Below are 25,688 nucleotides of genomic sequence, written 5' to 3'. Positions count from 1 at the left end.
TTGGCCTGAAGGAAAGGGCAATGTTACTCACCGTTATTTATATTATTGCGATTACTGCCGAAGCCATGACTGGAGCATTGTCTGCTGGGCGACGGAGTATGGACTGGTTCGGTGTTGTACTGATTGCCTGTGTAACGGCCTTAGGTGGTGGTTCTGTCCGTGATGTACTACTTGGGCACTATCCTTTAACGTGGGTGAAGCATCCTGAATATTTAGTTTTAACGTGTTGCGCTGCCTTTGTTACCATCATTATTGCCAAATGGATGCGCCATTTACATAACATTTTCTTGGTACTTGATGCTTTAGGTTTGATTGGCTTTACCATTATTGGTTGTCAGATTGCCTTACAAATGGGGCATGGCTTTGTCGTTTCAGCCGTAGCAGGTGTTTTGACTGGGGTTTCGGGTGGTATTTTACGTGATATTTTATGTAACGATGTGCCATTTGTTTTCCGCCGTGAACTCTACGCGAGCATTTCTTTTGTGGCAGTGATCTGTTATTGGGTCTGTCAGGATATAGGATTAAGTCTAGAGTTAACTGTTATTTCGACCCTAATTTTCGGCTTTACTTTACGTTTGATTGCCATTTATTTTGGTTTGGAAATGCCTAAATTTATTTATAAAGATGATGACGCAGAGTCGGCTTCTTCTACCGACGAACATTAATCATTCAGAACTTCATGTGGGCATGATATAACAATTCTATATATGGTCTTGCTCACTTAATCTTTCCAGTAGAGTTAATCCTATGGATCTGGTTTCACGTATACAAAATCTTCCAATTGGCAAATTTCACTACACGCTTTTATGGGTAGTAGGGCTGGGATGGATGTTTGATGCGATGGATACCGGCATTATTGCTTTTATTATGACAACCCTTGTTAAAGACTGGTTATTAACACCGGCTGAAAGTGGTTGGATTGTCAGTATCGGCTTTGTGGGCATGGCTATCGGTGCAGTTTGTTCTGGTGCCTTAGCAGATCGTTTTGGCCGTAAAACGGTATTTGCGATTACGATGGCCATTTATAGTATTGCTACAGCTTTATGTGCTTTTGCTCCTGATCTAAAGTGGCTATTAATTTTTCGGTTTATTGTTGGGCTAGGACTAGGTGGTCAGTTACCTGTAGCAGTCACACTGGTCAGTGAGTATGTGCCTGCCCATGTTCGTGGCCGATTTATTGTTCTGCTTGAAAGTTTTTGGGGACTAGGGTGGCTGGTTGCAGCGCTCATTTCTTATTTTATTATTCCTAAATTTGGCTGGCATATCGCCTTTCTTATGGGCGGCCTACCACTTCTTTATATTTTAGTGATTTGGAAAAAAGTCCCTGAGTCGATACCTTACCTGATTAACCGTGGACGTATTGAAGAAGCGCATGCACTGGTACAAAAACTAGAAGCCGAAGCATGCGTGCAAATAGTTCACCATATTGAAGTCGTGCCTGTGGCGATGCGACAAAAAGTTTCATTTAAACAGCTCTGGAGTGGTCAATTTGCTCGTAGAAGTTTAATGCTCTGGCTGATCTGGTTTGGAATTGTGTATTCCTATTACGGGATCTTTACTTGGTTACCAAGTCTATTGGTGAAACAAGGCTACGATGTTGTTAAATCATTTGAATATGTATTGCTTATGATTTTGGCGCAGCTACCGGGCTACTTAGCGGCTGCTTGGTTTGTTGAACGTTTAGGTCGAAAAATTACGCTCGCGGCATTTATCGGTTTTTGTGCCTTATCTGCATATTTCTTTGGACAAGCCGACAGCGTAAATAGCATTATGTTTTGGGGTTGTCTCATGTCATTCTTTAATTTGGGTGCATGGGGAGTGTTATATACCTATACACCAGAACAATATCCGGCCAACATTCGTGCCTTTGGTTCGGGTTGGGCATCGGCAATGGGGCGTATTGGTGGCATTGTCGCGCCAATCGTCGTGACTCATATGATGGTCGCTAAAAACGGGTTTAATCACGTTTTTATGATGTTTACTGTTGTTTTACTTGCTGTGGCATTGGTTATTTTGATATTAGGTGAAGAGACTCAAGGTAAAAGACTAGAGTCGATCGGGCTATAGTTTTGCCTAACTTTATAGCAAGTAACTAAAAATATTGAGAGATAAGACATAATTTGACGCTCAGGTGACAGAGTCCCTCTTGTGTCTGTAACATAGCCCACTTAGCATAATACACACTTAAAATAACGACTGATTTGGAAGATAAGCTGACTATGACCAGCCTTGCGCATCATGCGACAGAAAACCGCTCTGTAGCCGAATTTACTGAACAGGCTTACTTGAATTATGCCATGTACGTCATTATGGACCGTGCATTGCCGCATATCAGTGATGGCTTAAAGCCTGTACAGCGCCGTATTGTCTATGCCATGAGCGAACTAGGCTTAAAAAATAGTGGTAAGCCTAAAAAATCAGCGCGTACAGTGGGTGATGTACTTGGTAAATATCATCCACATGGTGACTCGGCTTGTTATGAAGCCATGGTCTTAATGGCTCAGCCTTTCAGTTATCGTTATCCCTTAATCGAAGGTCAAGGTAACTGGGGAGCACCAGATGATCCTAAGTCATTTGCTGCAATGCGTTATACAGAAGCCAAACTTTCGGCTTATAGTGAGTTGTTGTTAAATGAGTTAGGTCAGGGCACAACTGAATGGCAAGATAACTTTGATGGTTCACTAAAAGAACCGATTACATTGCCAGCGCGTATTCCGAATATTCTACTCAATGGTACAACTGGTATTGCTGTGGGTATGGCAACCGATATTCCACCGCATAATTTACGTGAAGTGATTAAAGGAACGATTGCCTTAATTCGTAACCCACAAACTTCAGATGAGAAATTAGCTGAATATATTCCAGCTCCAGATTTACCAACCAAAGCTGAAATTATTACTCCGCCAGAAGAGTTGCTTAAAATCCAGACAACTGGTCGTGGTAGTTATCGCATGCGTGCGGTTTATACCGTTGAAAAGCATGAAATCGTGATCACCGAGTTACCGTATCAAGTATCTGGCTCTAAAGTGATTACTCAAATTGCCGATCAGATGCAGGCTAAAAAGCTACCATTGGTAGTGGACATACGTGATGAGTCTGATCATGAAAACCCAACACGACTGGTGATTGTGCTGCGTTCTAACCGTATTGATGCGGAAGCAGTGATGAGCCACTTATTTGCGACCACTGATTTAGAGTCAAGCTATCGTGTCAATTTGAACATGATTGGTGAAGATGGTCGTCCTCAAGTTAAATCGATTCGCCGTATCTTGCTTGAATGGATCGAAATCCGTAAAAAAACGGTAACTCGCCGTTTGCAATATCATTTAAATCGTATTGAAAAGCGCCTGCATATTTTGGCGGGTTTGTTAATTGCTTATCTTGATATTGATACAGTGATTCGTATTATTCGTGAAGAAGATCAGCCTAAGCCAGTATTGATGGAACATTTCAATATTGATGAAATACAAGCAGAAGCGATTTTAGAGCTGAAATTACGTCATTTGGCAAAGCTTGAAGAGATGGAAATCCGTCACGAACAAGATGAGCTCGCTACAAAAGCTGCCATTATTCGTGAACAATTGGAAAATCCTGAGTCTTTGAAAAATCTAATTATTGGCGAATTAAAAGAAGACGCGAAAAAGTTTGGTGACGAACGTCGTTCTCCAATTGTTGCGCGTGCTGAAGCTGTTCAAATTAAAGAACAAGATTTAATGCCAGCTGAAGCAGTAACAGTCGTTTTATCAGAAGCGGGTTGGGTTCGTGCAGCAAAAGGAGCAGATGTTGATGCTGAAAACCTAAACTACCGTGCAGGGGATCAATATTTAAGCCATGCAGTAGGTAAAACCAATCAACGAGTTTACTTCCTTGATGAAACAGGGCGTAGTTATGCTTTACCAATTAGTAGCTTACCTTCAGCCAGAGGCTTAGGTGATCCATTAAGTTCGAAACTCTCTCCAGCAAGTGGGGTAGCATTTATTCAGGCTTATTTAGATGATGATGAATCTGAACTAATTGCTGCAAGTTCAGCGGGTTATGGTTTTAAAACTCAAGTTAAACAGTTAGATACAAATGCCAAAGCTGGTAAGACATTCTTAACAGTGCCTGATAAGGCAAAAGCTTTACCGCTTATCTCTGCACAAAACATGACACATTTGGCTGTGCTCAGCTCAGCAGGGCGTTTGTTAATTTTAGATTTGGCAGAATTACCAAATTTAAATAAAGGTAAAGGTAATAAGTTGATACAACTTGAAGCGAAAGAGCAGATTTTATCCATGACAACCTTGAACCTAGATGAAATAATTCAGGTGGTTGCAGGTCAACAACATCTGAAATTAAAAGGTGATGATCTACAAAAATACATGGGTAAACGTGCTTCGAAAGGTCAGCTCTTACCACGTGGATATCAAAAAGCAAATAAACTGTTGATTCAGAGATAAAGCTAGCGTCTGGCAACATAAATACGCTATATATGGCAACAAGTTCAAGCAGTGAACTGAACTTGTTGGTATTGAATAATGATTAAAAGGGCAGCAATTTGGAGTACGTAATTTGTACTCCATGCAAAAAATTTGACAGGGACAAATTGTCAAAACTTCTGTCTCATAATCTTGTTCGAAAGTGTCATGAATGTGCCAATAAGTTTTAAATATGTTCTGGCACCAAGAAGCTAAAGAATAGCTGGGGCATTGAATAACAGTTATTACTAAGGATTACGAATCGGAGATAATGGCATTATGGAAAAGATTTGGTTTGCAGAATACCAAAAGACAGGGATACCAGAAACAGTAGCATTGCCTGCAGAAAATACCTCAATTGTTGATATTTTTGAGCGTAATTTCCAGAAATTTGGTTCTCGTGATGCCTTTATCTTTATGGATAAAGCCATGTCATTTAACGAGTTGGAGCTTGCAAGCCGTAAATTCGCGACCTATTTGCAAAATTTGGGGTTAGCAAAAGGAACTCGCGTGGCAGTGATGATGCCAAACGTATTGCAGTATCCTGTAGTGGCTTTGGCGGTTTTCCGTGCTGGTTTAATTTTAGTGAATGTTAACCCACTATATACTGCACGTGAGCTTGAGCATCAGTTAAATGACTCAGGTGCTGAAGTTCTTGTCATTATCGAGAACTTTGCAAGCGTTTACCAAAGTATTTTAGGTAAAACTCCAGTCAAGCATGTTGTAGTTGCTTCTGTTGGAGACATGTTAGGTACACTTAAGGGTACTTTAGTCAATTTTGTTTTGCGTAAAGTGCGCAAACAAATTCCAGCTTGGAACATTCCGGGCCATGTTAAATTTAATAGCGCATTAAATAAAGAAAATCCAAGCAATTACAAACGTCCGAATTTAACTTTAAGCGATACAGCCGTGCTTCAATATACGGGTGGTACAACGGGCGTTTCAAAGGGTGCTGAGCTGACTCACCGTAATTTGGTTGCTAACCTTTTACAGTGTGATGGTATTTTCCAAAGTAAATTTGGTGCAAATGATGGGGCGAAAGGTGACCGTATTGTTTGTGCATTACCGCTTTACCATATTTTTGCATTCATGGTTTGTGCGATGTACGGTATGTACAAAGGACAGGCAAATATCTTAATTCCAAACCCTCGTGATTTACCTGCCGTAATTAATGAGTTGCGCAAATATCAACCATCATTTTTCCCAGCAGTAAATACATTATTTAATGCTTTAGTAAATAATGAAGAGTTTAAGCAACTCGACCATAGCAATTTAAAAATGGCGATGGGCGGTGGTATGGCAGTTTTACCTTCTACAGCAGAAGCTTGGAAGAAAATTACGGGTACAACCATTATCGAAGGTTATGGTTTATCAGAAACTTCGCCAGTTGCAACTGCGAATCCACCGACATCGACTGAATTTAGCGGTACGATTGGTATTCCATTACCGTTAACCGATGTTGCAATTTTGGATGATGATGGAAAAGAAGTACCTTTAGGTGAACAAGGCGAAATCTCAATCCGTGGTCCTCAGGTCATGAAAGGATATTGGAACCGTCCGGATGAGACCGCTAAAGTGATGACAGCCGACGGCTTCTTCCGTACTGGTGATATCGGTATTATGGACAGCCGCGGATATACAAAAATTGTAGACCGTAAAAAAGATATGATTTTGGTTTCTGGCTTTAACGTTTATCCGAGTGAAATTGAAGAAGTTATTGCTAAACATCCAAAAGTATTGGAAGTTGCAGCAATTGGTGTTCCAGATGAAAAATCAGGTGAAGTGCCAAAACTCTTTATTGTGAAAAAAGATCCAAGTTTAACAACTGAAGAAATTTTGAACTTTGCTAAAGAAAACTTAACAGGCTACAAACGCCCTCGTTATGTTGAGTTTATGGATGAATTACCAAAATCAAATGTAGGTAAAATTTTACGTAAAGATTTACGTAAGCCTGCATAATTCTTGAATCATAAAAAAGCGCCATAGGGCGCTTTTTTATGATTAACGGTTTTTCATAAACCAGCGGTCTACATAAGGGCGGCCGATTCCAACCATACCTACAAAAACAAGCATAGTGCCAAGTTGTAAACGTAGGTGAGTTAAATCAAGCTGACCATAACTCAGGTAATTATCTGCGAGGCAATATAAGCTAATTACAATCAGCCAATGCCATAAGGTAAGCCTTTTAATACCTACAGCAATAAAGGCAATCGTTAAAATCACAAAGGTACTCAGTGTCGACTGCCAATTTAAATTTGCACAAATTACACTCAGTAAAAAAGCGACGATAGGTAATACAATTTTAAATATGAGGTCTACCTGAAGCTGATTCTTCTTTTGCTTTTCTAAGACATCAAACAATTCTTTTTGATCAGGTTGTTGCATACATAGCCCTATAAATCAGTGATGACATGCGATTGCATAAAATTTCAGGTAAAAGCGATCAGTTATGATAGCATGATCAACAGTATTTTCAGTGATGGATGGCACTATGCACGGCATCAGCAGCATTATCTATATTATTTTAGTGGCATGTTTGCTGCCATACGCATTTACCGTAATTGCAAAATTTAAAGGCGGTTTTCAACCCGTCGATAATCAGAACCCAAGAGATTTTCTTGCTAATACAAAGGGTATCGCTGCTCGGGCAAATGCAGTACAACAAAATAGTTTTGAAAGTTTACCTTTATTTTTAACAGCTATTTTGATGGCTGAATATATGGTCGTTCCTGAATACTTTATTTTGAGATTGGGTTGGGCATATATTATTTTACGTGTCATTTATGGCATCTGTTATTTATGTAATTGGGCAACTTTACGTTCGATTGTCTGGTTTTTATCATTGTTATGTCCAATATTTTTGTTGATCGTGACAATTAAGCTGACTTGAGTGTCATTCTGTCACCATTCATATCAACTTTCGCGTGTGCGCATTGTATAATCGGCATCATTTTGATGATATCCACGTTATAATCGAGTGGATTTTACATCTGACTTCATAACGAAAGAGTATTGATATGAGTTACAGCAATATCCCAGCAGGTAAAGATGCCCCAAATGACATCTATGTCATCATTGAAATTCCTGCAAATGCAGCGCCAATTAAATATGAAATTGACAAAGATTCTGATGCATTGTTTGTAGACCGTTTCATGGGCACAGCAATGTTCTATCCAGCAAACTATGGTTATGTACCAAATACTTTATCTGAAGATGGCGACCCATTAGACGTACTTGTTGTAACTCCACATCCTGTTGCTGCTGGTTCTGTAATTCGTTGCCGTCCAGTTGGTAAATTAAACATGGAAGATGACGGTGGTATCGATGCGAAATTAATCGCAGTTCCACACGAGAAATTATCTCCACTTTACAAAGACGTGAAGGAATATACAGATCTTCCTCCATTGTTAATTAGTCAAGTTGAGCATTTCTTCAGCCACTACAAAGATTTAGAACCTGGCAAATGGGTAAAAATCAGCGGTTGGGAAGGTGCTGACGTTGCTAAAGCTGAAGTATTGAAAGCTATCGAAGCTGCTAAATAAACTCTGATTTTATGAGCCTAGAGTGTCTTAATTGATATTCTAGGCTCAATAAAAAACCTACCTGTAGACAGGTAGGTTTTTTTATGCTTGATAGATCTATGAATTAGAATAATTTCACAGGAATATCAAGGAAGATACGCCATTCGTTTGTATCACCGATGTACGCACCTTGGTAAGCATCGCTCGCACGGTAATAAGAGTTACGGACACGAAGACTTGCATCTTTAGCAAAACCACTTTGAACTGTGTATTTTACTTGGTTGAAGAATTCGCGCTCTTGAGCATCGTCAGTTACATTGCGAACTTTGATGTCCCAACCGTATACAAATGCAGTTGTCCAGTTCAAACCAGGTAATACACCTAATTTACCGAAATCAACATTGTATTGAATTTGTGCAGATTTCTCGTGGTTACCGATGAAATCAGACATATAAGAGTTTGGTAAATAAATACTTTGGAAGCCGTCAGCATTTTGACCATAGTCATAACCAACATTACCAGTATTTTGTTGGTAAGCAAGCATAACACTGTGTGGACCAGTGTTATAAGTGGTAGAGAATGCCCAAATGTTGTTGGTTTTTTCTTCGCCAGCTACACCAGTGTCACCATAATTAGGTGCTACTGTTCCAGTTGCTGAATAAGTATGTGCATTAGCATCAAACTTAGTGTGGTAGCCACTGAAGTCATAAGTTAATGAGCTGCCATTTGTTAAAGGCTGTTTAAAGTTCACATTAGCATAATGGCGTTCAAGCGCATTTTTGCTGTCTAAACCATAGTAAGAGGCATTTAAGTTATCATTGAACTTATATTTACCACCCCAAACGATTGCACGATCAAGGCCTCTGCCGTTTACATCAGCATCAGTATTGATTTGGTCAGACATTTGGTCTTTAGTGAATTTACCAGCAACTAATTCAAGATTTTTGATTTCATGGCTTGTTAATAAAGTACCTGTAAAATATTCAGGAACCATACGGCCAGTGTTACTTGCTAAAACTGGTAAATCAAGTACTTGAGTACCGTAGCGTACAGTCGTATTTGAGAAACGAGCTTTAACGCTACCGCCACCACGACCCCAATGGTCATAAGCTGAACCATCATTGTTTTTAGGAATCATTTGGTTGCCGGCATTTTTATTTTCACCGATTTTAAATGAACCATCACCAACAACGCCAACACCGAAACCAACGATACCAGGGGTAAAGCCAGATTCAAGATTTACAATTGCCGATTGAGCAACTGAGCTAGTATCTTTCGCGCCTTGTTTCTTGTCGCGAGTTAGATAACCTGTACGGAAGAGAATAGAACCGTTCGCATCTTCAACAAATCCTTTTGCCTCACTTTGCTCGCTTGCCTGAGCTGAGGAAATTATTGCCGCAGAAATGAGAACTGCTAATGTAAGTTTTTGTGCATTTAGCATATTTAAAGAACCTCATAAAAACGATAAATCCTGTGCCTTGTTATAATTCAGGGCCTAGGATTTCCATCAATTGTATAAGTAATCTATAAAAAAGATATATTTTTGTTGATTTTATTTTATATATGCTATGCAGAAATTGATTAATGTGGTACTAGATGTTTAGTAAATTTACTCATAGTGTTTTATACTTAATGTATTGTTTAAAATAAAAAAAGTAATTTATTTTTTAGTTGATTTTTACCATTTATTTTATATTCAAACTTTAAAAAATAGTTGATTCTTGTGTTCGTTTTTTGCTCTTTTTTGCTGGATATGTTTACTTTTTAACCTTGCTTTAAGTTGATTTTTTCGACGATTCATTTTAAACACTATTTGAATTGTTATAATGTAACGTTATTTTAAAAGTGCAATATATTAAGAATAGGTGTTATAAAAAGCCAATAATGATTTAGTTGAGCTGATCAAAAATAGTGCAATATTTTGCGTAAGTTTTGTGCAGTATCCTTTTTGTTTATATTGTCGCTTAAAAAAGATCCAAAATAGTTCATTGACTTTAACTCATAAATAAATAAATTAACCAAATATGCTCACTCACAGAACATTACTAGGATCGCCTTCAATAATTTACATACTTTTTATATCTGGTCTTTAAATCTAAATAGAAAATTTACGTGCATAAAATGAATACTTCCAACCTCGGTAATAATTTCCGACAAGGGGTTTTTCTATGTTGAGCATTTTTAGCTTTGTAATAATTTCTTTTTATTGGATTGTTTTTTATAAATATATTTCTATGAGCGTTAGGCGATATTTTCATTTTAAAAAGAAATTGATTTCAAAACTCATGCAGCGCAGCGATATCAAATATGAACTTGGCACAGCAATTGCTAAAGCTTAAGTAACAAAATTTGTTTAATTCAATTAAATCGTGCGTTCATTGTGGGGGAGATCAAAATGATGAAATTTGCACTTAAAGTAGTAACATTCGGCGTACTCACGGCAGGTTCAACCATGGTTATGGCTGAAAATGCTCCATCATCTTTTTACGGCATCACGACAACTGGAAGTGTAGCAGCGACCACAGACTATCGCTTCCGTGGTGTTACCCAATCCTCAAATAACCCTGCCATTCAAGGTGGTTTCACTTTTTCTCATAAATCAGGGGCTTATTTATCGCTTTGGGGCTCAAGTGTTGATTTTGGCGTAACAGGTAACTCAACTGAGACAGATGTGGCTTTGGGTTATACCAATACTTTAAAGTTATCCGATAAGCTTGCACCTACTTATGATGTTGGTGTAATTCATTATGGTTACATTGGTTCGGGCCATAGTTTCGACCGTAACGGTGTCGGTTATGATGGTAAAAATGGATTAGATTTTAATGAAGTTTACGGTAAATTAACGTTTGCTGATTCTTTACTTAAAGGTGATGCACTCAGTGTAGGCGTCAACTATTCAAATGACTATTGGGCAAACTCTAAACAGTTCTGGTATTTTAACGTTGGTTATTCTGCACCAATTGCAAACACTGGATTTACTGGACTTGCATCAGTTGGCTATAACAAATTTAAAAATAAAGAAGCTTTAGCTGTAGTTGCTGGTGGTCCTGGAACAGACGACAGCTATATCGATTACAAAGTTGGTATCAACCGTAATATTTTAGGTGTTTTGGCTGAGTTAGATGTAGTGGGTACTGATGTCAGTACTTCTGGTATGACTGATGCTCAGAAAAAACTTTACGACGCTGGCTTAGTATTTAGTTTAACTAAAACTTTCTAAGTTTATGCTGTAAAAAAGCGGGTTATTTACCCGCTTTTTTTATTAGTTTTCTATTTCAGAAAGTAGTTGTTTTAAATGGTTAAGCTCAGTATTTGTGGCCTTCGATAAAGGTTTACGTGGTGAGCCTGCAGAGACACCTTTTAGTTCTAAGCCTGCTTTAATCGTTTTGGGTAAACCACCATTTACAATAAAACGTAGTAAAGGAAGTTGTTGGTAAAATGACTTTTGTGCCTGACTTAAATCACTATTTTTTACATATTCAATGAGCTGTTGAGGTCGTTGGCCTAATAAGTTCGGTGCTGCTGTACACCAACCGCTTGCTCCTGCACATAAAGCTTCTAAAGCTAGAGGGTTACAGCCGTTATAAAATGGAAGTTCACCTTTTGAGAGTTCCTGAATTTTATGCATGCGCTGAATATCACCGCTACTTTCTTTCACCATCGTAATATTTGCAATGTTATTAAACATACGCACAATTAACTCTGGAGACATATCAACACCACTGGTTGCAGGGTTGTTATACACCATAATCGGTAAAGTCGTTGCCTGGGCAATCGCTTGGTAATATTCAAAAATCTCTTGGTCTGTGAGCTTCCAGTACGATACAGGAATCACCATAAGTGCATCTGCACCATAGCTTTGCGCGATTTGCGCCTTTTTGATGGCTTGCTCAGTGGTGAGTTCTGAAATCCCAATAATGACAGGTAAGCGTTTATTAATGCTTTCAATTGAAGTTTTAGCGACTAAACACCACTCATCCCATTCAAGATAAGCGCTTTCACCTGTACTGCCTAAAGGTGCAATCGCATCGCAGCCATTTTCAATAAGCAAGTCGAGCATTTGTTTTAAAACAGGAATGTTAATGGTGTTGTCATCAGAAAATGGCGTAACAGGGTAGCCAATAATGCCGTGTAGTTTCATGGTCGAAATCTCTTTTTAAATACAGTCAGAATGTTTTTTCAAAGCTTTACGTGCGTAGTAAGCAAAGTTCACTTTGTTACGTTTATCGGTCGATACCCAGTTATGTGCTTCTGTGGCTAAATCGTGTGGGATCGGCTGAATTTGCCCAGCAGACATGGCTAGTAGTTGCAGTTGAGCTGCGCGTTCAATTAAAAGAGCCAAGTTACATGCTTCTTCAATGTTTTTTCCTGTAACCAGTTGACCGTGGTGAGACAACAAAACAGCGCGGTTTTTACCAAGAGCAGAGGAAATCAAAATACCTTCTTCATTACCCACAGGAACACCCGGCCAATGGCCTACAAATGAGCAATCTTCGTAAAGTGCACAGACATCCATTTGAGAAATCATGAGCGGAATTTGAAGCATGGAAAGAGCCGCGACATGCGTAGGATGTGTATGGATAATGCAGTTCACCTCTGGGTGTTCTTTATAAATCCATGTGTGAAAACGGTTGGCTGGGTTTGCCATTCCTTCTTGATGGATGGGTTCTAAATCTTGGTTCACTTCAAGTAAGTTTGAAGCAGTAATTTCATCAAAACCTAAACCGAAACGTTGGGTAATAAAGGTTTCTTTATTTTCACTACGGCATGTAATTTGACCTGCCAAACCAGCATCATGGCCATGGTCAAATAAAATACGACAAGTGAGTGCAAGCTTTTGGCGGTCAGTTAAATCTGAGTCGCTAATCCACTTTTGCATGTCTTGCTGTGCGTGTTGCATCAGGTCTTGTTTATTTACAGAAGCAGTCTTCATCTCTTCTCCAGTCCAAGTTGACCAAATTAAGTAGGTGAAGGCAGAATAGAAAACAACTGGATCAATAAATACATCCAGTTTTCATAAGTTATATGGTCCAGATGGGGCGAATATGCTAAGACCTTGGCAAGTACATTTTCGTATCGATGAAAGAGAAGAAAAAACGGTTTTCCTAAAACTGACTAACTTGATTAGTCAGGAAATTTTAAGTGGCCGTTTAGGGCAGGGGACTATGTTGCCGGGGTCTCGTAGCTTGTCAAAAGAACTAGGAATTAATCGGAAAACCGTGCAGGCAGTTTATGAAGAACTAGAGGCACAAGGATGGTTGGTGACTCGTCCCCGAAAAGGCACATTTGTGGCAGATATTTTGCCTGAAAGTTCAATTGAGATAGAGCCAGCCTTTGAGCAAATAGAACAAGAGAAATCTCTAATTCAAAGCACTGCTGTCTATCCACATAACGATGGTGTGCCAGATCCACGACTTATTCCCTACGAACTATTTTCACGCGCCTATCGCCATGCACTGATTAAAATTACGCAAAACCAGTACATGGGCTATGGCGACCCGCGGGGAATGATCGAGCTAAGACAAGCCTTACAACAAATGCTCTCGATGGAACGCTTTATGAATGTTGCCGCAGATGAGATTTGTATTGTACGTGGTAGCCAGATGGGAATTTTTCTTGCCTCTCGGACATTACCTAATCGGCAGGGTGTTATTGTCGTTGAAGAGCTTTACTACCCATCTGCTGTTAAAGCATTCCAATCAAATGATTTTCAGGTCGTTTCTGTCAAACTAGATGAACAAGGTATTATTATTGAAGATCTAGAACGAATTTTAAAAGAACACTCGGTTGCTGCCATTTATACAACTCCGCATCATCAATATCCTACCACTGTCACGATGCCAATGAATCGCCGTCTTCAACTCTTAGAGCTTTCAAAAAAATGGGGCTTTTATATTATTGAAGATGACTATGACCATGAATTTCACTATGACAGTCGACCTATGCCGCCCTTAGCAAGTTTGCCTCATTCTGAATTGGTTATTCATGTGGGTTCATTGTCTAAAGTTTTTGCACCCGGTATTCGTTTGGGTTACATCGTGGCATCTTCACCAGTTATTCAATCGATTACTGAAGATATTTTACTGATTGATCGTCAAGGTAATAGTATTACTGAACTTGCCTTAGCAGATTTAATGCATCGAGGGGAGATCAAACGGCATATCCGTAAAATGAAAAAAATATATCAACTACGCCGTGACCATGCCTTAGCTGAGTTTCAACGAGTTTTTGCTGAGACTGTTCAGATACAACCACCTGCGGGCGGAATGGCCTTATGGGCGAAATTCCAGAAACCATTTACTCAAGATCAGCTTATACAGTTAAAAGATCTTAACATTGATACAGAGCATAAGTTTAAACAAAACGAGTCTTCTAATCGTTGTATTCGCTTGGGTTTTGCCGCTTTATCAGAGAAAGAAATCACTGCTTTAATCGAGAAGCTAAATGAGATTCTTAATAAAAGAACAGTGAACTCATAATCTGTTATTTCATTTTAAGAAAGCTCACTCTAATTGGTCTTTATACTTTTGAATTTCTGAGACAAAGCTAAGCAGGAACGGTGTGATTTGTGACTTATATTCTTCAGTATGTAGCATTTCAAAAATTTGTTCGGGAGATTTACTGAGAAGAGAGAAGCGTAAAAATAAATCTTCAAAAAAGTTGCTGCTCACTGTCGAAAGTACTCTTCTTAAAGAAACTAGCATGTCGTCACCGCGACTAGATGCATGAACTAGAATAATCGGCTTGTCTATAATTTCGGTACGGGAAACCATCCAATCAATTGCATTTTTAAGACCGCCCGGAATACAACGAATATATTCAGGACTTGAAATAATAATTCCATCTGCATCAGAAACAGATTTGATGAAATCTTCCACTACAGTAGGCGTTTTTTCTCCTTCATTATCTGGAGAAAAGATAGGCAGATTATTAATTTGATCAAAAACTGTAAACTCAATACTGGACGGTGCTATATCCCTCATTGCTTTTAATAGCGCCGTATTGGTAGATACTTTTCTTGCACTACCCGATATAGCCAAAATTTTCATAGCGTCCTCTTTTGTGCCTTTTTATATAGGCTTTAACAAATTCTCTAATGAACAACTCATATACATATTAAAAAAGCGGATACACGATCCGCTGTTTTATCTTAAGAATGATTGCCTCGATAAGAGAGCGCTTCTGTAAGATGAGGACTTTGAATCATCTCACTTTGAGCTAAATCGGCAATGGTCCGCGCTACTCGTAAAACACGATGATAAGCACGAGCCGATAAATTTAAACGTTGCTGAGCCATTTCAATCATTCGCTGTGATGTTTCATCTAAGACAGCGAATTGTTCTAATTGTTTCGGTGAAAGCGCTTGATTTAAACAATTTTGTCTTTGTATTTGTTGTTCATAAGCATAAATCACACGTTGTCGCACAGTTGTAGAATCTTCAGCAGGCGTTGGGTCTTGCAGTTCATGAGCTTTTAAAGGTGGCACATCAATATGTAAATCGATGCGGTCAAGTAACGGGCCCGATATACGGTTCTGATAACGTTTAATACTCTCGGGTGAACACTGACAACGACTGTCTTGATTAAATGCATAACCACATGGGCAGGGGTTCATGGCTGCAATCAGTTGGAAGTTGGCAGGATAGGTAATTTGCCGTGCTGCCCGTGAAATAATAATTTCTTTTGACTCAAGTGGCTGGCGTAAAACTTCTAATACTTTACGATCAAACTCGGGCAATTCATCTAAGAATAGAACACCTAAATGAGATAAGGTAATTTCACCCGGTTTAGGATGTGAGCCGCCCCCAACTAGTGCAATTGCGGATGCAGTATGATGTGGTGCACGAAAAGGACGCTGTCCAAAAGTATGTGGCGTATTTGAAATAGAATAAATACTAGCAACTTCAAGCGTTTCTTGAGTAGATAGTGGCGGTAAAATTGAAGGAAGGCGTGAGGCGAGTAAAGTCTTACCTGTACCAGGTGGTCCTTTAAAGAGCAAGGAGTGCCCTCCAGCGGCAGCGATTTCTAGTGCACGGCGCGGGCGTAGCTGGCCTTTTACATCTGCAAGGTCAAATTTATACGGCATGGCATTTGAGCGGGAAGATGATTGCACCTGAGATAGCTTAGTATTTCCTAAAAAGTGTTCACAAACTTCTTTTAAATGGCTCACCGGATAACACTCAAGATTTGGTAAGTGACTAATATCCTGACTATTATCTTGGGGTAAAACAATTTTATGCTGAGCTTGCTGGCATGCCATTGCCAAAGTTAAAGCGCCTGAAACTGGTCTTACATGACCATCTAGTGCTAACTCTCCAATAAATTCAAAGTCTTCAGTGCAGTTCTCTGGAAGCTGACCTGAGGCAATTAATATCCCTAATGCAATCGGTAAATCTAAACGTGAACCATCTTTGGGCAAATCTGCGGGAGCAAGATTAATAGTCAGCCGTTTAGTCGGAAACTGAAATCCACTATTAATAATGGCTGAGCGAACCCTGTCCTTACTCTCCCTAACTGCTGCTTCAGCAAGCCCTACAATCGTTAGAGAAGGTAAGCCTTGACTCACGTGCACCTCTACTTCTATGAGAGGTGCATGCAATCCTAAAAGTCCCCGAGTATAAATTTTAGAAAAAGACATCTTATTGTTCCATTATGGTGCTTCATTTTTAATCGTTGTAAAGTATAAGTGCGCTACGTTGGTGCTTATTTTTTATTCTTTAAAGTTTCTTCTAACAGACTTACTTGTTTTTGTAGCTCTTCTAAACGTTGGTTGGCTAAATGAAGGGCGGTTTTCTGTCTTTCGATTTCTTGTTTCGATACGAGGTCTAATTTCTCGACAGTTTCATTTAATAATGCACGTAAATTTTTTTCTAAATCTTTTTTAGGCTCGTCAATTTGTTCCAAAATGGCCTGTAATAGAGTTTCTAACATGAGATATCCAAAATGTTGTATTCACTTTACTTGTCAGTTTAACACTGCTTGAAGCTCGGATATAGGCTTCTTGGCTTTCCGATATTGCATAACAATAAATTGAAATAAAAACAGGACTGCAAATTCATTTTATTTTTAGTAGCTCATCTACATCTTGATAACTAAATAGGTTATAAAGAAAGCTCATGCAAAAGATTCATCTCCTCCAACCTTTGAAATATTGGCATGAAAATTGAACATAAAACCTTACTGGTGAAAAGAAGCCGAAGGAAACAAACATGAAGCTTGTAACTGCAATTGTAAAACCGTTTAAATTGGATGATGTGCGAGAAGCACTCTCTGACATTGGTGTACAAGGGATTACCGTAACTGAAGTTAAAGGTTTTGGTCGTCAAAAAGGGCATACAGAACTTTACCGCGGCGCGGAGTATGTGGTTGATTTCTTACCTAAAGTAAAAATCGAAATTGCGATTAGCGATGAAATGGTCGACGCAGTAATTGAGTCAATTACTCGTGTGGCAAGTACTGGGAAAATCGGCGACGGTAAGATTTTTGTGACTAACCTGGAACAAGTCATCCGTATCCGTACGGGTGAAACAGGACCAGATGCTGTCTAAATTGGCACAAAGCTTGCTGAGCAATAAATAGCTCGCAAATGAGGTTGGGGGACACGAATGAAAAAAATGCTTATGGCGCTGAGTCTAACAGGCGCACTTTTGGGTGGTACTGCCGCTTGGGCAGAAGAGACTGTAACAACACCGACATCTGAGGTTACAGCAACATCAACATCTGCAGCTCCTGCAACAACTGCAGCAGCACCAGCCGCCGCAGCAACTCCGGCAGCTCCAGCACCGACACCAAAACTCGATACAGGCGATACATCTTGGATTTTAGTTTCAACAGCTTTAGTACTGTTGATGACGATTCCTGGCTTGGCATTGTTCTACGGCGGTATGGTCCGTAAGAAAAACGTCTTAAGCACCATGATGTTCAGCCTTTCTGCTGCAATTTTGGTAAGTTTAATTTGGGTGATTGCTGGTTATTCACTCGCGTTCTCTGGCACAGGTGCATACTTTGGTGACTTGTCTAAAGCGATGCTCAACGGCGTAGGCTTTAATGCACTAAGTGGAACAATTCCTGAAAGCTTGTTTGTTATTTTCCAAATGACTTTTGCCATCATTACTGTCGCAATTTTGAGTGGTTCGATTGCTGACCGTATGAAATATTCAGCTTTCATGGCCTTTATTACTATTTGGGTACTCGTAGTTTATGCGCCAATTACTCACTGGGTGTGGGCAACAGATGGTTGGTTATTTAAAGCAGGCGCGTTAGATTTTGCTGGTGGTACAGTTGTACATATCAACTCTGGTGTTGCAGGTTTAGTCGCAGCTTACATGCTTGGTAAACGTATTGGCCTTGGCCGTGAATCTATGGCACCGCATAACCTAACTTTAACTGTAATCGGTGCAAGCTTGCTTTGGGTGGGTTGGTTTGGCTTCAACGGTGGTAGTGCGTTAGGCGCTGGTGCTCGTGCAAGTATGGCAATTTTAGTAACTCAAGTTGCTGCCGCTGCTGCTGCGTTCTCTTGGTTAGTTGTAGAGCGTATGATTCGTGGTAAAGCTTCTGTATTAGGTGGTGCATCTGGTGCTGTAGCTGGTTTGGTTGTGATTACACCAGCAGCAGGTTTCGTCGGTGTAGGCGGAGCTCTAGTGATGGGCTTAATCGGTGGTGTTGTTTGCTTCTGGGGTATTACAGCACTTAAACGCTTACTTAAAGCAGATGATGCATTGGATGCCTTTGGTTTACATGCAGTAGGTGGTATTGTCGGCGCAATTTTAACTGGCGTGTTTTACAGCGATGAAATCATCAAAGCGGCTAGTGTGACTTTAGCACCAACATTTGCGGGCCAATTGTGGGTACAAGTTGAAGGTGTACTTGCAACTATGGTTTACAGTGGTATTGCAACCTTCATTATCCTTAAAGTGATTGATGTGGTGATTGGTCTGCGTGTTAATGCTGATGATGAACGCATGGGTCTGGATTTAAGCCAACATGGCGAACGTATTGAATAATTCGTAATATATCTGCTGTATTAAAAACAGTCTTGCGCTGTGATCAAAGTGATGCTTTGATCTGGCTCAGGACTGTTTTTTTGTCTCATAGAATGCTGGTTCAGTAAGTGTAGAAATTTTGCTACACTAGGTCAAAGTAATTGATCCTATTAAGTCCGCTATGCATTGTCCATTTTGCAACGCCGCAGATAGTAAAGTCATCGATTCTCGGCTAGCCGCAGAAGGCTGTCAGATTCGTCGACGTCGTGAGTGTGTAGTTTGCGGTGAACGTTTTACCACTTTTGAAAGCTATGAAGTGGTGATGCCCCGTGTGATCAAATCGAATGGAAAAAATGAACCGTTCGATGAAGCTAAGCTACGTCGTTCGCTTATGCATGCTTTACAAAAGCGTCCAGTGACACAAGAGCAGATCGAAACGGTTCTAAGCGATATTCAATTGCAGATTCGCCGTTTAGGTGAGCGTGATGTTAAGTCTAGAACAATTGGTGAAATTGTCATGCAATCTTTATTTGCACTTGACCACGTTGCCTATGTTCGTTTTGCTTCGGTTTATCAGGACTTTCAGGATGTTGAAGCATTTCGTCGTCAAATTGAGCAAATGCAACAACGTGAGCAATAATCATTTGAGATGTATATGTCTGAGTTGAAACAAGATCAGTACTGGATGCAGCAAGCGATTGAACTTGCTAAACGAGGACTTTATTCGACAAAACCAAATCCAAATGTTGGGTGTGTGATTGTCAAAGATAATCAGGTCATTGGTGAAGGCTTTCACCCAAAAGCTGGTCAACCCCATGCTGAAGTTTTTGCATTACGTGAAGCTGGTGAGCAAGCACAAGGTGCAACCGCTTATGTAACACTTGAACCATGTGCTCATTATGGACGAACACCTCCGTGTGCTGAGGCACTCGTGAAGGCGCAGGTCAAAAAAGTGGTTGTGGCATGTCCCGATCCAAACCCGCTTGTTGCGGGTAAAGGGGTTCAGATTTTAAAAAATGCTGGTATTGAAGTAGAAATCGGTATTTGTGAAGATTCAGCAGCCAAACTTAATCAAGGCTTTTTAAAAGCGATGTCTACGGGCATGCCATATGTACGTTTAAAAGTTGCCTCTAGCTTAGATGGGCGTACTGCAATGGCATCTGGTGAGTCAAAGTGGATTACGGGTTCTGCTGCTCGTCAAGATGTGCAGCATTGGCGTGCGATTTCAGGTGCCGTGATTACAGGTATTGATACTGTGATTGCTGATGACTGTCAGCTTAATGTACGCTCACTCAATAATATTGATATCGAGACAGTTGCTCAACCAAAACGGGTAATTCTAGATCGGAGAGGGCGCTTACCGCTCACCGCTAAAATTTTAGAAAATCCTCAAACTGTCATGGTGATGGGGCCATATCGTCAGGAACTCGCTGACTTAGGCGTGATACAATTAGAAATTCAGCCTTTAAAAACACTATTACAGACCTTATCTAAGCAATACCAAATTTATGATGTGTTGGTTGAAGCTGGCGCAACTTTGTCTACCGTCTTTTTACAAGAAGGTTTGGTAGATGAAATGATTAGTTATATTGCCCCGACTTTATTGGGGCAAAGTGCCAGAGCCATGTTCAATGCAGAATTTGAATATATGGTGCAGCAACTTCGTTTTAAACTTCTTGATGTAGTACAACTTGATCAAGATATACGCTTAAGGTTAATCCCTACGCAAGAGAAAGTATGAATTCAGAGCCTTCGGTTTACCACAAACGTCGCCATGCAGCCCGCACGACCGACGAATATCTTTTTCATCAGCTTGTACCCTACTTGGGCAACAAGCGCCGATTGCTCCACTTGATTTTAGAAGCCCTAGAAATTACAGGGACGCTGAACAGCAAGAAAAAGAATCCTCCGATTTTTGCCGACTTTTTTGCGGGTAGTGGTGTGGTATCTCGTTTGGCACGTCAAAATGGTTACCGTGTCATTGCCAATGATTGGGAACCTTATAGCCATGCCCTAAATCATGCGATTTTAGCCTGTGTCGATGCGCCTGCTTTTAAAGAGCTTGGCGGATATCAAAAAGCCATCGATTATTTAAATAGATTGCCTGAGGTTAAGGGTTGGGTTACACATAACCTTTGTCCTCGTAACGATGATGTATACGATCCAACCCGTGACCGTTTGTTCTTTAAACGCCGTAATGGTATGCGCATCGATGCGATTCGCCAGCAAATTGCAACATGGCAGGCACAAGGTGCAATTAATGATGTAGAGATGAGTGCTTTACTTGCACCATTGCTCTATTCAGCTAGCTTCGTGAGCAATACAAGTGGCGTATTTAAAAGCTTTCACCAAGGGTGGGGCGGACGTACACAAACGGCTTTAGAGCGTATTGAATCATTACTTTGGTTAACACCGAGCCGTTTCTGTGAGATTGGTGATCGTAAACGTCCAGCCGCTGAAATGTGGTGTGTAGATTCACAACATTTAGCAAATCAGATGAGTGGTTTTGAAGTAGATGTTGCTTATCTTGACCCACCATATAACCAGCATGCTTATAGTAGTAATTACCATGTTTTAAATGCATTAACTTTATGGGATCAGGTTGATTTACCTTCACCAGATACCAAAGGTTATAAGAGCGGTATTGATCGTGCATGGCGTAAAGAGCGTCCAAGTCCATATAACTCTTCTAAACATGCAAAAGATGCGTATGAAAAATTACTTTCAACTATCAATGCACGTTATATTCTGACCAGTTATTCGACCGATGGTAACATTGAGCCAAAGGATTTACTTATGGCCAATCTGGAGCGCGGAAAAGTCACTTTACTGACTCAAGATGTTCCACGTTATCGTGTAAGTAAACAACGTCAGTCAGAACGTGCACGCGTGCTCGAGTTTATTGTGATTACAGATACACATGCCAAACCAGGACCACCGTTACGCCAATTGTTAGGCCAGCTTTACCACTTTGCCGAGCTAGGTGGTGTAGATACTTCAGGTAATAGTACGCAACTTGCACTTTGGTAAGCGCTGCAACTTAAGCAGTGTGAAAGATTTGGAGATTGAGCCATGTTTACAGGCATTATTGAAAGTTTAGGTAAAGTAGAAAGCCTGCAAAGTGTAGGTGGCGATGTGCGTTTACGTATTCAAACCGATTTGGATATGTCGGATGTACATTTGGGTGACTCAATTGCAACCAATGGAATCTGTCTCACCGTCATTGAGTGGGGTGATAACTGGTATGCGGCTGATGTGTCTCGCGAAAGTTTAAACCGTACCACTTTGGGTAACTGGAAAGTTGGTCAACGTGTCAATGTTGAAAAAGCGATGCTACCAACAACTCGTTTTGGTGGTCATATTGTAAGTGGTCACGTTGATGGTGTAGGTGAAATTACCGTAGTGCGTGAAGATGCTCGTTCCGTCTATTATGAAGTGACAGCACCTGTAGAACTTGCTAAATATTTAGCAGAGAAAGGCTCTGTAACTGTAGATGGTATTAGTTTAACCATTAACCATTTGCGCGGTAATATTTTAAGTTTGAATTTGATTCCGCATACCGCAGAACGTACCAATATTGGAACGTGGCAAGTAGGTAGCAAAGTTAACCTTGAGGTAGATGTCTTAGCGCGTTATATCGAGCGTTTATTGCTAGGTGATAAAGCTGCTGAACAGAAAACTGAGTCAAATATTAGTATGGCTTTTTTAGCTGAAAATGGTTTTTTAAAATAAATTTTAAATCGCCAAAATAAAAAAACCGGACATATGTTCCGGTTTTTTTATTTTAAAAAATTAATGCTTGGTGAGAGTAACCGAATGTGTGCCAACCCATGGTTTATTATGCTGGGTGCGTGTAATTGAAAATTGCCCTTTTTCTGACGCTCGTGTCAGCAAAATAGAAAGTGAATTAAAGTCGTTATGACTCATATAAAGTTCTTGTGCTGAAAATGTCCATTGCTCACCCTGATTAAGCTGCTCAAGTTGCGTTGAAATCTGATGCGGAATGTCCATTTTTTACTCTCTTTAATTTTGATAAATAACCATGCGTTATTCTAATAATTATTTGAACTAAAAGAATATTATGCATGACTATTTTGTGACAATTAAATGTCATTTTGATGACAAAGAGCATTTTACAAACTTTACTTTTCTATTTTTTCATCAGAAAACTTAGAATTATTTAATATGTATTCAATTTCTTCTTGAGCTGCCGCCTCTAGTTTGGCACGGAAAGCCGTTACAGAATGTTCAATTAAGTTTTCAGCTTCAAGTTCTAAACGAATTCGTAAACTTTCAAGCTCCGATAAGATTTGATCATCGGTAATGCTAAGTTTTACACCAGAAGAATAGTCTACAGCAGGTGTTTCAGGGTTTTTTTGATAACGCGCAGTTTGTTCAGCAACTTCCTGTTCTAAATGACTGCAGAAAGCTTGTAGAGCTTGGGTTTGTTCATCAAACTTACGAGTTTCATCGGCTTGCAATTCAGCAGCATAGGCTGCTTCAACTGCACGCTTATCTGCAAGAGATTTTTCTAAAGCAAGCTGACGGCGAATGCGTGCTTGTTCGATTAACTCTGCTTTGAGGTCTGCATAAGCCTGTTCAATGTTTTTTTGCGATTCTAGTTGGGCTTTCTCGTCATTGAGTACCCAAAGTTGAATAGGCGTCTGAGGCTCTAATAAATCGCAAATACGTGCCAAATCCTGTTGATAGGCATGACGGACAGCTTCAGGCGCATTTAACCATCTTTTTTTAAAATCTTGCCCGACATTTAATGCCACCACAGTTCTCCTTTACTCAACAGTCTCAACATTTTAGCGCGTTATAATTTAAAGGTTCGAGGTTCTATACCCAAACGACGATACATTTTAAATTTTTCTCGGCCAATTTGCTTGGCTGCTTCATTATTTTCAACAATTTCTATAATGTGGCTAAAATGATTCACTTGTTCAAGTGCATGATTGTTAAAATTAAATGCCAACCAACCCTGTTCAGTAGGTTGTTTAGCCGAAATACATACTGCTGCGTCTGCCTGATCAATACCATGAGCAATGAAGCTGGCCGGATCAAAGCTCCAAAGTTTTTCATCAAGTGTTTGTTGTAACTGCACATCTGTGCAGTACCACCAGATGTGTGAGTGCTTCAGTAGAATCTTTCGGCACAAACGGCAAGCACTATCGACTTGCCGTTCTTCACTCGTTTCAAACAAATAAAAGCTAACTTTAGCCATTCGTATTTACACGGTTGGCTAAGAATTGCATAAGTAACGGTACTGGACGACCAGTTGCACCTTTTGCTGCACCTGATAACCAAGCTGTACCGGCTACATCTAAGTGAGCCCAGCGATAATCACGTGTGAAACGTTCAAGGAAGCAGGCCGCTGTAATCGCACCGCCATGTGGACCACCAATGTTGGCTATATCTGCAAAAGGTGAGTCTAGTAGTTCTTGATAGTCATCAATCACTGGCATACGCCATACTCGGTCAAATGATTGTTCACCCGCTTGTTGAAGCTCAGTTGCCAAAGCATCGTCAGGAGAGAATAAGCCGCTTAACACTTTACCTAGTGCAACTACACAAGCACCGGTTAAAGTTGCGATATCAATGACCACTGACGGATTGAAGCGTTTGATATACGTTAACGTATCGCAAAGAACCAAACGGCCTTCTGCATCAGTATTTAAAATTTCAACAGTTTGACCACTCATAGTCGTTACGATATCGCCCGGTCGAGTTGCTTTTCCTGAAGGCATATTTTCTGCTGCAGCAATCGCACCCACCACATGGATTGGAAGGCGTGCTTCACATAATGCGCGGATTGTACCAAGCACAGAAGCTGCACCACACATATCGAATTTCATTTCATCCATGCCAAGGCCTGGTTTTAAAGAAATACCACCTGTGTCAAAAGTAACGCCTTTACCTACAAGTACCACAGGAGCTTGTTCAAGGTTTGCTTGGTATTCAAGAGTGACAATACGACCCGGACGCTCAGATCCTTTACTTACAGCTAGGAATGCATACATGCCTAAATCAGCCATTTGCTGCTCATTTAAGACAGTCACTTTAAGTAAGTCTGGGAATTCTGCAGCTAAAGCTAATGCCTGTTCAGCTAAATATTCAGGGAAACAGATATTACCTGGACGGTTTCCTAAGTCACGAGCATAAGACTGACCAGATTGTACGGCATGCACCAAGGCAAGTTGGCTTTCATCAAGATTGGTTTGTGAACTAATTAAATCAACTTGTTGTAACACAAATTCATTTTTTTTCGATTTAAACTCATCATAACCATAAGCTGCTTGAGTTAAGCTTAATGCAAATAAATAATGATATTCGACAGGTAACGCAGCAATATCAATTGCGATATGCTTAAATTTATTTTGTGTCGATTTGATAATGGTTTGTGCCAATTTTGCTAACTTAACTGCTTGAAGTTCAGCTGCTTTTCCTAAACCAAGTAATTGGGTATGAGCTTGATGAGTAAGCTGACCAAACAATGGCAATGTTTCGTTGAAGTTAGCTTTAAATTGAGTCGCTGTAAGAATGTTTTCTATGTTATTGATTTGATATGTGTTGAGGTTGGTTTGTAGCTGTTCTGAATCAACTAAAACCCACAAAGATTCATTAGATGTTTGTTCAGGGAAAGTTGTATAAGTTGTAAATTTCATGGCTGCCGTGATTGCCTATAGAAAGTTATGTTGGATTAAAACATTGAAACACTTTCAAGC

The 25,688-nt window shown here is 40.0% G+C and carries 25 protein-coding genes; 14 read left to right on the top strand and 11 right to left on the bottom strand.

Annotation, left to right across the window (positions count from 1 at the left end; translation table 11 throughout):
- Nucleotides 1-20: 20 nt before the first annotated feature.
- The 4 genes from I8T81_RS17705 (at nt 21) to I8T81_RS17690 (ending at nt 6,416) form a co-directional block, all read left to right on the top strand.
- Nucleotides 21-665 carry a trimeric intracellular cation channel family protein gene (locus I8T81_RS17705; RefSeq protein ID WP_004699296.1) on the top strand — a complete coding sequence of 215 codons (645 nt, stop codon included), beginning with the start codon at nt 21-23 and terminating at the stop codon, nt 663-665.
- An 82-nt stretch (nt 666-747) separates the two neighbouring features.
- The gene (gene niaP / locus I8T81_RS17700) at nt 748-2,067 is read left to right on the top strand and encodes a niacin transporter NiaP (protein WP_191102371.1); all 1,320 of its coding nucleotides are present in this window, start codon (nt 748-750) and stop codon (nt 2,065-2,067) included.
- 152 nt (nt 2,068-2,219) lie between these two features.
- A complete protein-coding gene (gene parC / locus I8T81_RS17695; protein ID WP_191107131.1) occupies nt 2,220-4,439 on the top strand; it encodes a DNA topoisomerase IV subunit A in 2,220 nt (739 codons plus the stop codon).
- A 297-nt stretch (nt 4,440-4,736) separates the two neighbouring features.
- The gene (locus I8T81_RS17690; protein WP_004699291.1) at nt 4,737-6,416 is read left to right on the top strand and encodes a long-chain-fatty-acid--CoA ligase; all 1,680 of its coding nucleotides are present in this window, start codon (nt 4,737-4,739) and stop codon (nt 6,414-6,416) included.
- A 42-nt stretch (nt 6,417-6,458) separates the two neighbouring features.
- On the opposite strand, the gene I8T81_RS17685 is transcribed toward I8T81_RS17690, so the two are convergent.
- Nucleotides 6,459-6,842 (bottom strand): hypothetical protein, encoded by a 384-nt coding sequence (locus tag I8T81_RS17685; RefSeq protein ID WP_191107130.1) that lies wholly within the window; start codon nt 6,840-6,842, stop codon nt 6,459-6,461.
- A 106-nt stretch (nt 6,843-6,948) separates the two neighbouring features.
- On the opposite strand from I8T81_RS17685, the gene I8T81_RS17680 reads away from it, so the two are divergent.
- Nucleotides 6,949-7,347 carry an MAPEG family protein gene (locus I8T81_RS17680; protein WP_004699287.1) on the top strand — a complete coding sequence of 133 codons (399 nt, stop codon included), beginning with the start codon at nt 6,949-6,951 and terminating at the stop codon, nt 7,345-7,347.
- Between the two features lie 127 nt (nt 7,348-7,474).
- Entirely contained in the window at nt 7,475-7,999 is a 525-nt protein-coding gene (gene ppa / locus I8T81_RS17675; protein WP_002121243.1) for an inorganic diphosphatase, read from the top strand.
- 103 nt (nt 8,000-8,102) lie between these two features.
- Here ppa and I8T81_RS17670 read toward each other — a convergent pair whose 3' ends face one another.
- Nucleotides 8,103-9,419 (bottom strand): OprD family outer membrane porin, encoded by a 1,317-nt coding sequence (locus I8T81_RS17670; RefSeq protein WP_039254264.1) that lies wholly within the window; start codon nt 9,417-9,419, stop codon nt 8,103-8,105.
- 954 nt (nt 9,420-10,373) lie between these two features.
- Here I8T81_RS17670 and I8T81_RS17665 point away from each other — a divergent pair.
- Entirely contained in the window at nt 10,374-11,198 is an 825-nt protein-coding gene (locus I8T81_RS17665) for a TorF family putative porin (RefSeq protein WP_198071754.1), read from the top strand.
- Between the two features lie 42 nt (nt 11,199-11,240).
- On the opposite strand, the gene I8T81_RS17660 is transcribed toward I8T81_RS17665, so the two are convergent.
- Together I8T81_RS17660 and I8T81_RS17655 are read right to left on the bottom strand one after the other, a co-directional pair.
- Nucleotides 11,241-12,119 carry a dihydrodipicolinate synthase family protein gene (locus I8T81_RS17660; RefSeq protein WP_198071753.1) on the bottom strand — a complete coding sequence of 293 codons (879 nt, stop codon included), beginning with the start codon at nt 12,117-12,119 and terminating at the stop codon, nt 11,241-11,243.
- Nucleotides 12,120-12,134: 15 nt separating this feature from the next.
- The gene (locus I8T81_RS17655; RefSeq protein ID WP_086497468.1) at nt 12,135-12,911 is read right to left on the bottom strand and encodes an aldolase; all 777 of its coding nucleotides are present in this window, start codon (nt 12,909-12,911) and stop codon (nt 12,135-12,137) included.
- Between the two features lie 112 nt (nt 12,912-13,023).
- Between I8T81_RS17655 and pdxR the strand changes: the two genes are divergently transcribed.
- Entirely contained in the window at nt 13,024-14,457 is a 1,434-nt protein-coding gene (pdxR, locus tag I8T81_RS17650) for a MocR-like pyridoxine biosynthesis transcription factor PdxR (RefSeq protein WP_198071752.1), read from the top strand.
- Nucleotides 14,458-14,481: 24 nt separating this feature from the next.
- Here the strand turns inward: pdxR and I8T81_RS17645 are convergent, their stop codons facing one another.
- The 3 genes from I8T81_RS17645 to I8T81_RS17635 form a co-directional block, all read right to left on the bottom strand.
- Nucleotides 14,482-15,027, bottom strand: a complete 546-nt coding sequence (locus I8T81_RS17645; RefSeq protein ID WP_077165250.1) for an NADPH-dependent FMN reductase — start codon at nt 15,025-15,027, stop codon at nt 14,482-14,484.
- Nucleotides 15,028-15,128: 101 nt separating this feature from the next.
- Nucleotides 15,129-16,616: a YifB family Mg chelatase-like AAA ATPase gene (locus I8T81_RS17640; protein WP_198071751.1), complete on the bottom strand. Its 1,488-nt coding sequence runs from the start codon at nt 16,614-16,616 to the stop codon at nt 15,129-15,131.
- A gap of 65 nt (nt 16,617-16,681) precedes the next feature.
- Entirely contained in the window at nt 16,682-16,909 is a 228-nt protein-coding gene (locus I8T81_RS17635) for an accessory factor UbiK family protein (RefSeq protein ID WP_002048939.1), read from the bottom strand.
- 278 nt (nt 16,910-17,187) lie between these two features.
- Between I8T81_RS17635 and glnK the strand changes: the two genes are divergently transcribed.
- The 6 genes from glnK (at nt 17,188) to I8T81_RS17605 (ending at nt 22,692) form a co-directional block, all read left to right on the top strand.
- On the top strand, nt 17,188-17,526 hold the full coding sequence (glnK, locus tag I8T81_RS17630; protein ID WP_000780326.1) for a P-II family nitrogen regulator: 339 nt from the start codon (nt 17,188-17,190) through the stop codon (nt 17,524-17,526).
- 57 nt (nt 17,527-17,583) lie between these two features.
- Entirely contained in the window at nt 17,584-18,981 is a 1,398-nt protein-coding gene (locus tag I8T81_RS17625) for an ammonium transporter (protein ID WP_077169920.1), read from the top strand.
- A gap of 160 nt (nt 18,982-19,141) precedes the next feature.
- A complete protein-coding gene (gene nrdR / locus I8T81_RS17620; protein ID WP_004699275.1) occupies nt 19,142-19,600 on the top strand; it encodes a transcriptional regulator NrdR in 459 nt (152 codons plus the stop codon).
- Nucleotides 19,601-19,615: 15 nt separating this feature from the next.
- On the top strand, nt 19,616-20,701 hold the full coding sequence (ribD, locus tag I8T81_RS17615) for a bifunctional diaminohydroxyphosphoribosylaminopyrimidine deaminase/5-amino-6-(5-phosphoribosylamino)uracil reductase RibD (protein WP_198071750.1): 1,086 nt from the start codon (nt 19,616-19,618) through the stop codon (nt 20,699-20,701).
- Nucleotides 20,698-21,990 carry a DNA adenine methylase gene (locus tag I8T81_RS17610; protein ID WP_004699273.1) on the top strand — a complete coding sequence of 431 codons (1,293 nt, stop codon included), beginning with the start codon at nt 20,698-20,700 and terminating at the stop codon, nt 21,988-21,990. Before ribD ends, I8T81_RS17610 begins: the two co-directional genes overlap by 4 nt.
- A gap of 42 nt (nt 21,991-22,032) precedes the next feature.
- Nucleotides 22,033-22,692 carry a riboflavin synthase gene (locus I8T81_RS17605; RefSeq protein ID WP_004699272.1) on the top strand — a complete coding sequence of 220 codons (660 nt, stop codon included), beginning with the start codon at nt 22,033-22,035 and terminating at the stop codon, nt 22,690-22,692.
- Nucleotides 22,693-22,752: 60 nt separating this feature from the next.
- Here I8T81_RS17605 and I8T81_RS17600 read toward each other — a convergent pair whose 3' ends face one another.
- From I8T81_RS17600 to I8T81_RS17585, 4 genes are all read right to left on the bottom strand, one after another.
- Nucleotides 22,753-22,971 carry a hypothetical protein gene (locus I8T81_RS17600; RefSeq protein ID WP_004699271.1) on the bottom strand — a complete coding sequence of 73 codons (219 nt, stop codon included), beginning with the start codon at nt 22,969-22,971 and terminating at the stop codon, nt 22,753-22,755.
- Nucleotides 22,972-23,102: 131 nt separating this feature from the next.
- The gene (blhA, locus tag I8T81_RS17595; RefSeq protein ID WP_134263473.1) at nt 23,103-23,741 is read right to left on the bottom strand and encodes a cell division protein BlhA; all 639 of its coding nucleotides are present in this window, start codon (nt 23,739-23,741) and stop codon (nt 23,103-23,105) included.
- 38 nt (nt 23,742-23,779) lie between these two features.
- Entirely contained in the window at nt 23,780-24,187 is a 408-nt protein-coding gene (locus tag I8T81_RS17590) for a DNA polymerase III subunit chi (RefSeq protein ID WP_198071749.1), read from the bottom strand.
- Entirely contained in the window at nt 24,180-25,628 is a 1,449-nt protein-coding gene (locus I8T81_RS17585) for a leucyl aminopeptidase (protein WP_198071748.1), read from the bottom strand. The genes I8T81_RS17590 and I8T81_RS17585 overlap by 8 nt, the downstream gene beginning before the upstream one ends.
- Nucleotides 25,629-25,688: the final 60 nt, after the last annotated feature.

Source organism: Acinetobacter seifertii, from assembly GCF_016064815.1.
GTDB lineage: Bacteria > Pseudomonadota > Gammaproteobacteria > Pseudomonadales > Moraxellaceae > Acinetobacter > Acinetobacter seifertii.
Note: the sequence above shows the minus strand (reverse complement) of the source record. Positions and strands in the feature narration are given on the sequence as shown.

Coding starts and splice junctions, on each gene's coding strand:
- I8T81_RS17705 (WP_004699296.1), top strand. CDS start 21: ATGTTACTCACCGTTATTTATATTATTGCGATTACTGCCGAAGCCATG.
- I8T81_RS17690 (WP_004699291.1), top strand. CDS start 4,737: ATGGAAAAGATTTGGTTTGCAGAATACCAAAAGACAGGGATACCAGAA.
- I8T81_RS17625 (WP_077169920.1), top strand. CDS start 17,584: ATGAAAAAAATGCTTATGGCGCTGAGTCTAACAGGCGCACTTTTGGGT.
- I8T81_RS17635 (WP_002048939.1), bottom strand. CDS start 16,909: ATGTTAGAAACTCTATTACAGGCCATTTTGGAACAAATTGACGAGCCT.
- nrdR (WP_004699275.1), top strand. CDS start 19,142: ATGCATTGTCCATTTTGCAACGCCGCAGATAGTAAAGTCATCGATTCT.
- I8T81_RS17610 (WP_004699273.1), top strand. CDS start 20,698: ATGAATTCAGAGCCTTCGGTTTACCACAAACGTCGCCATGCAGCCCGC.
- I8T81_RS17600 (WP_004699271.1), bottom strand. CDS start 22,971: ATGGACATTCCGCATCAGATTTCAACGCAACTTGAGCAGCTTAATCAG.
- glnK (WP_000780326.1), top strand. CDS start 17,188: ATGAAGCTTGTAACTGCAATTGTAAAACCGTTTAAATTGGATGATGTG.
- niaP (WP_191102371.1), top strand. CDS start 748: ATGGATCTGGTTTCACGTATACAAAATCTTCCAATTGGCAAATTTCAC.
- I8T81_RS17645 (WP_077165250.1), bottom strand. CDS start 15,027: ATGAAAATTTTGGCTATATCGGGTAGTGCAAGAAAAGTATCTACCAAT.
- I8T81_RS17655 (WP_086497468.1), bottom strand. CDS start 12,911: ATGAAGACTGCTTCTGTAAATAAACAAGACCTGATGCAACACGCACAG.
- ppa (WP_002121243.1), top strand. CDS start 7,475: ATGAGTTACAGCAATATCCCAGCAGGTAAAGATGCCCCAAATGACATC.
- I8T81_RS17640 (WP_198071751.1), bottom strand. CDS start 16,616: ATGTCTTTTTCTAAAATTTATACTCGGGGACTTTTAGGATTGCATGCA.
- I8T81_RS17665 (WP_198071754.1), top strand. CDS start 10,374: ATGATGAAATTTGCACTTAAAGTAGTAACATTCGGCGTACTCACGGCA.
- I8T81_RS17660 (WP_198071753.1), bottom strand. CDS start 12,119: ATGAAACTACACGGCATTATTGGCTACCCTGTTACGCCATTTTCTGAT.
- pdxR (WP_198071752.1), top strand. CDS start 13,024: ATGCTAAGACCTTGGCAAGTACATTTTCGTATCGATGAAAGAGAAGAA.
- I8T81_RS17685 (WP_191107130.1), bottom strand. CDS start 6,842: ATGCAACAACCTGATCAAAAAGAATTGTTTGATGTCTTAGAAAAGCAA.
- ribD (WP_198071750.1), top strand. CDS start 19,616: ATGTCTGAGTTGAAACAAGATCAGTACTGGATGCAGCAAGCGATTGAA.
- I8T81_RS17680 (WP_004699287.1), top strand. CDS start 6,949: ATGCACGGCATCAGCAGCATTATCTATATTATTTTAGTGGCATGTTTG.
- I8T81_RS17670 (WP_039254264.1), bottom strand. CDS start 9,419: ATGCTAAATGCACAAAAACTTACATTAGCAGTTCTCATTTCTGCGGCA.
- I8T81_RS17605 (WP_004699272.1), top strand. CDS start 22,033: ATGTTTACAGGCATTATTGAAAGTTTAGGTAAAGTAGAAAGCCTGCAA.
- I8T81_RS17585 (WP_198071748.1), bottom strand. CDS start 25,628: ATGAAATTTACAACTTATACAACTTTCCCTGAACAAACATCTAATGAA.
- parC (WP_191107131.1), top strand. CDS start 2,220: ATGACCAGCCTTGCGCATCATGCGACAGAAAACCGCTCTGTAGCCGAA.
- I8T81_RS17590 (WP_198071749.1), bottom strand. CDS start 24,187: ATGGCTAAAGTTAGCTTTTATTTGTTTGAAACGAGTGAAGAACGGCAA.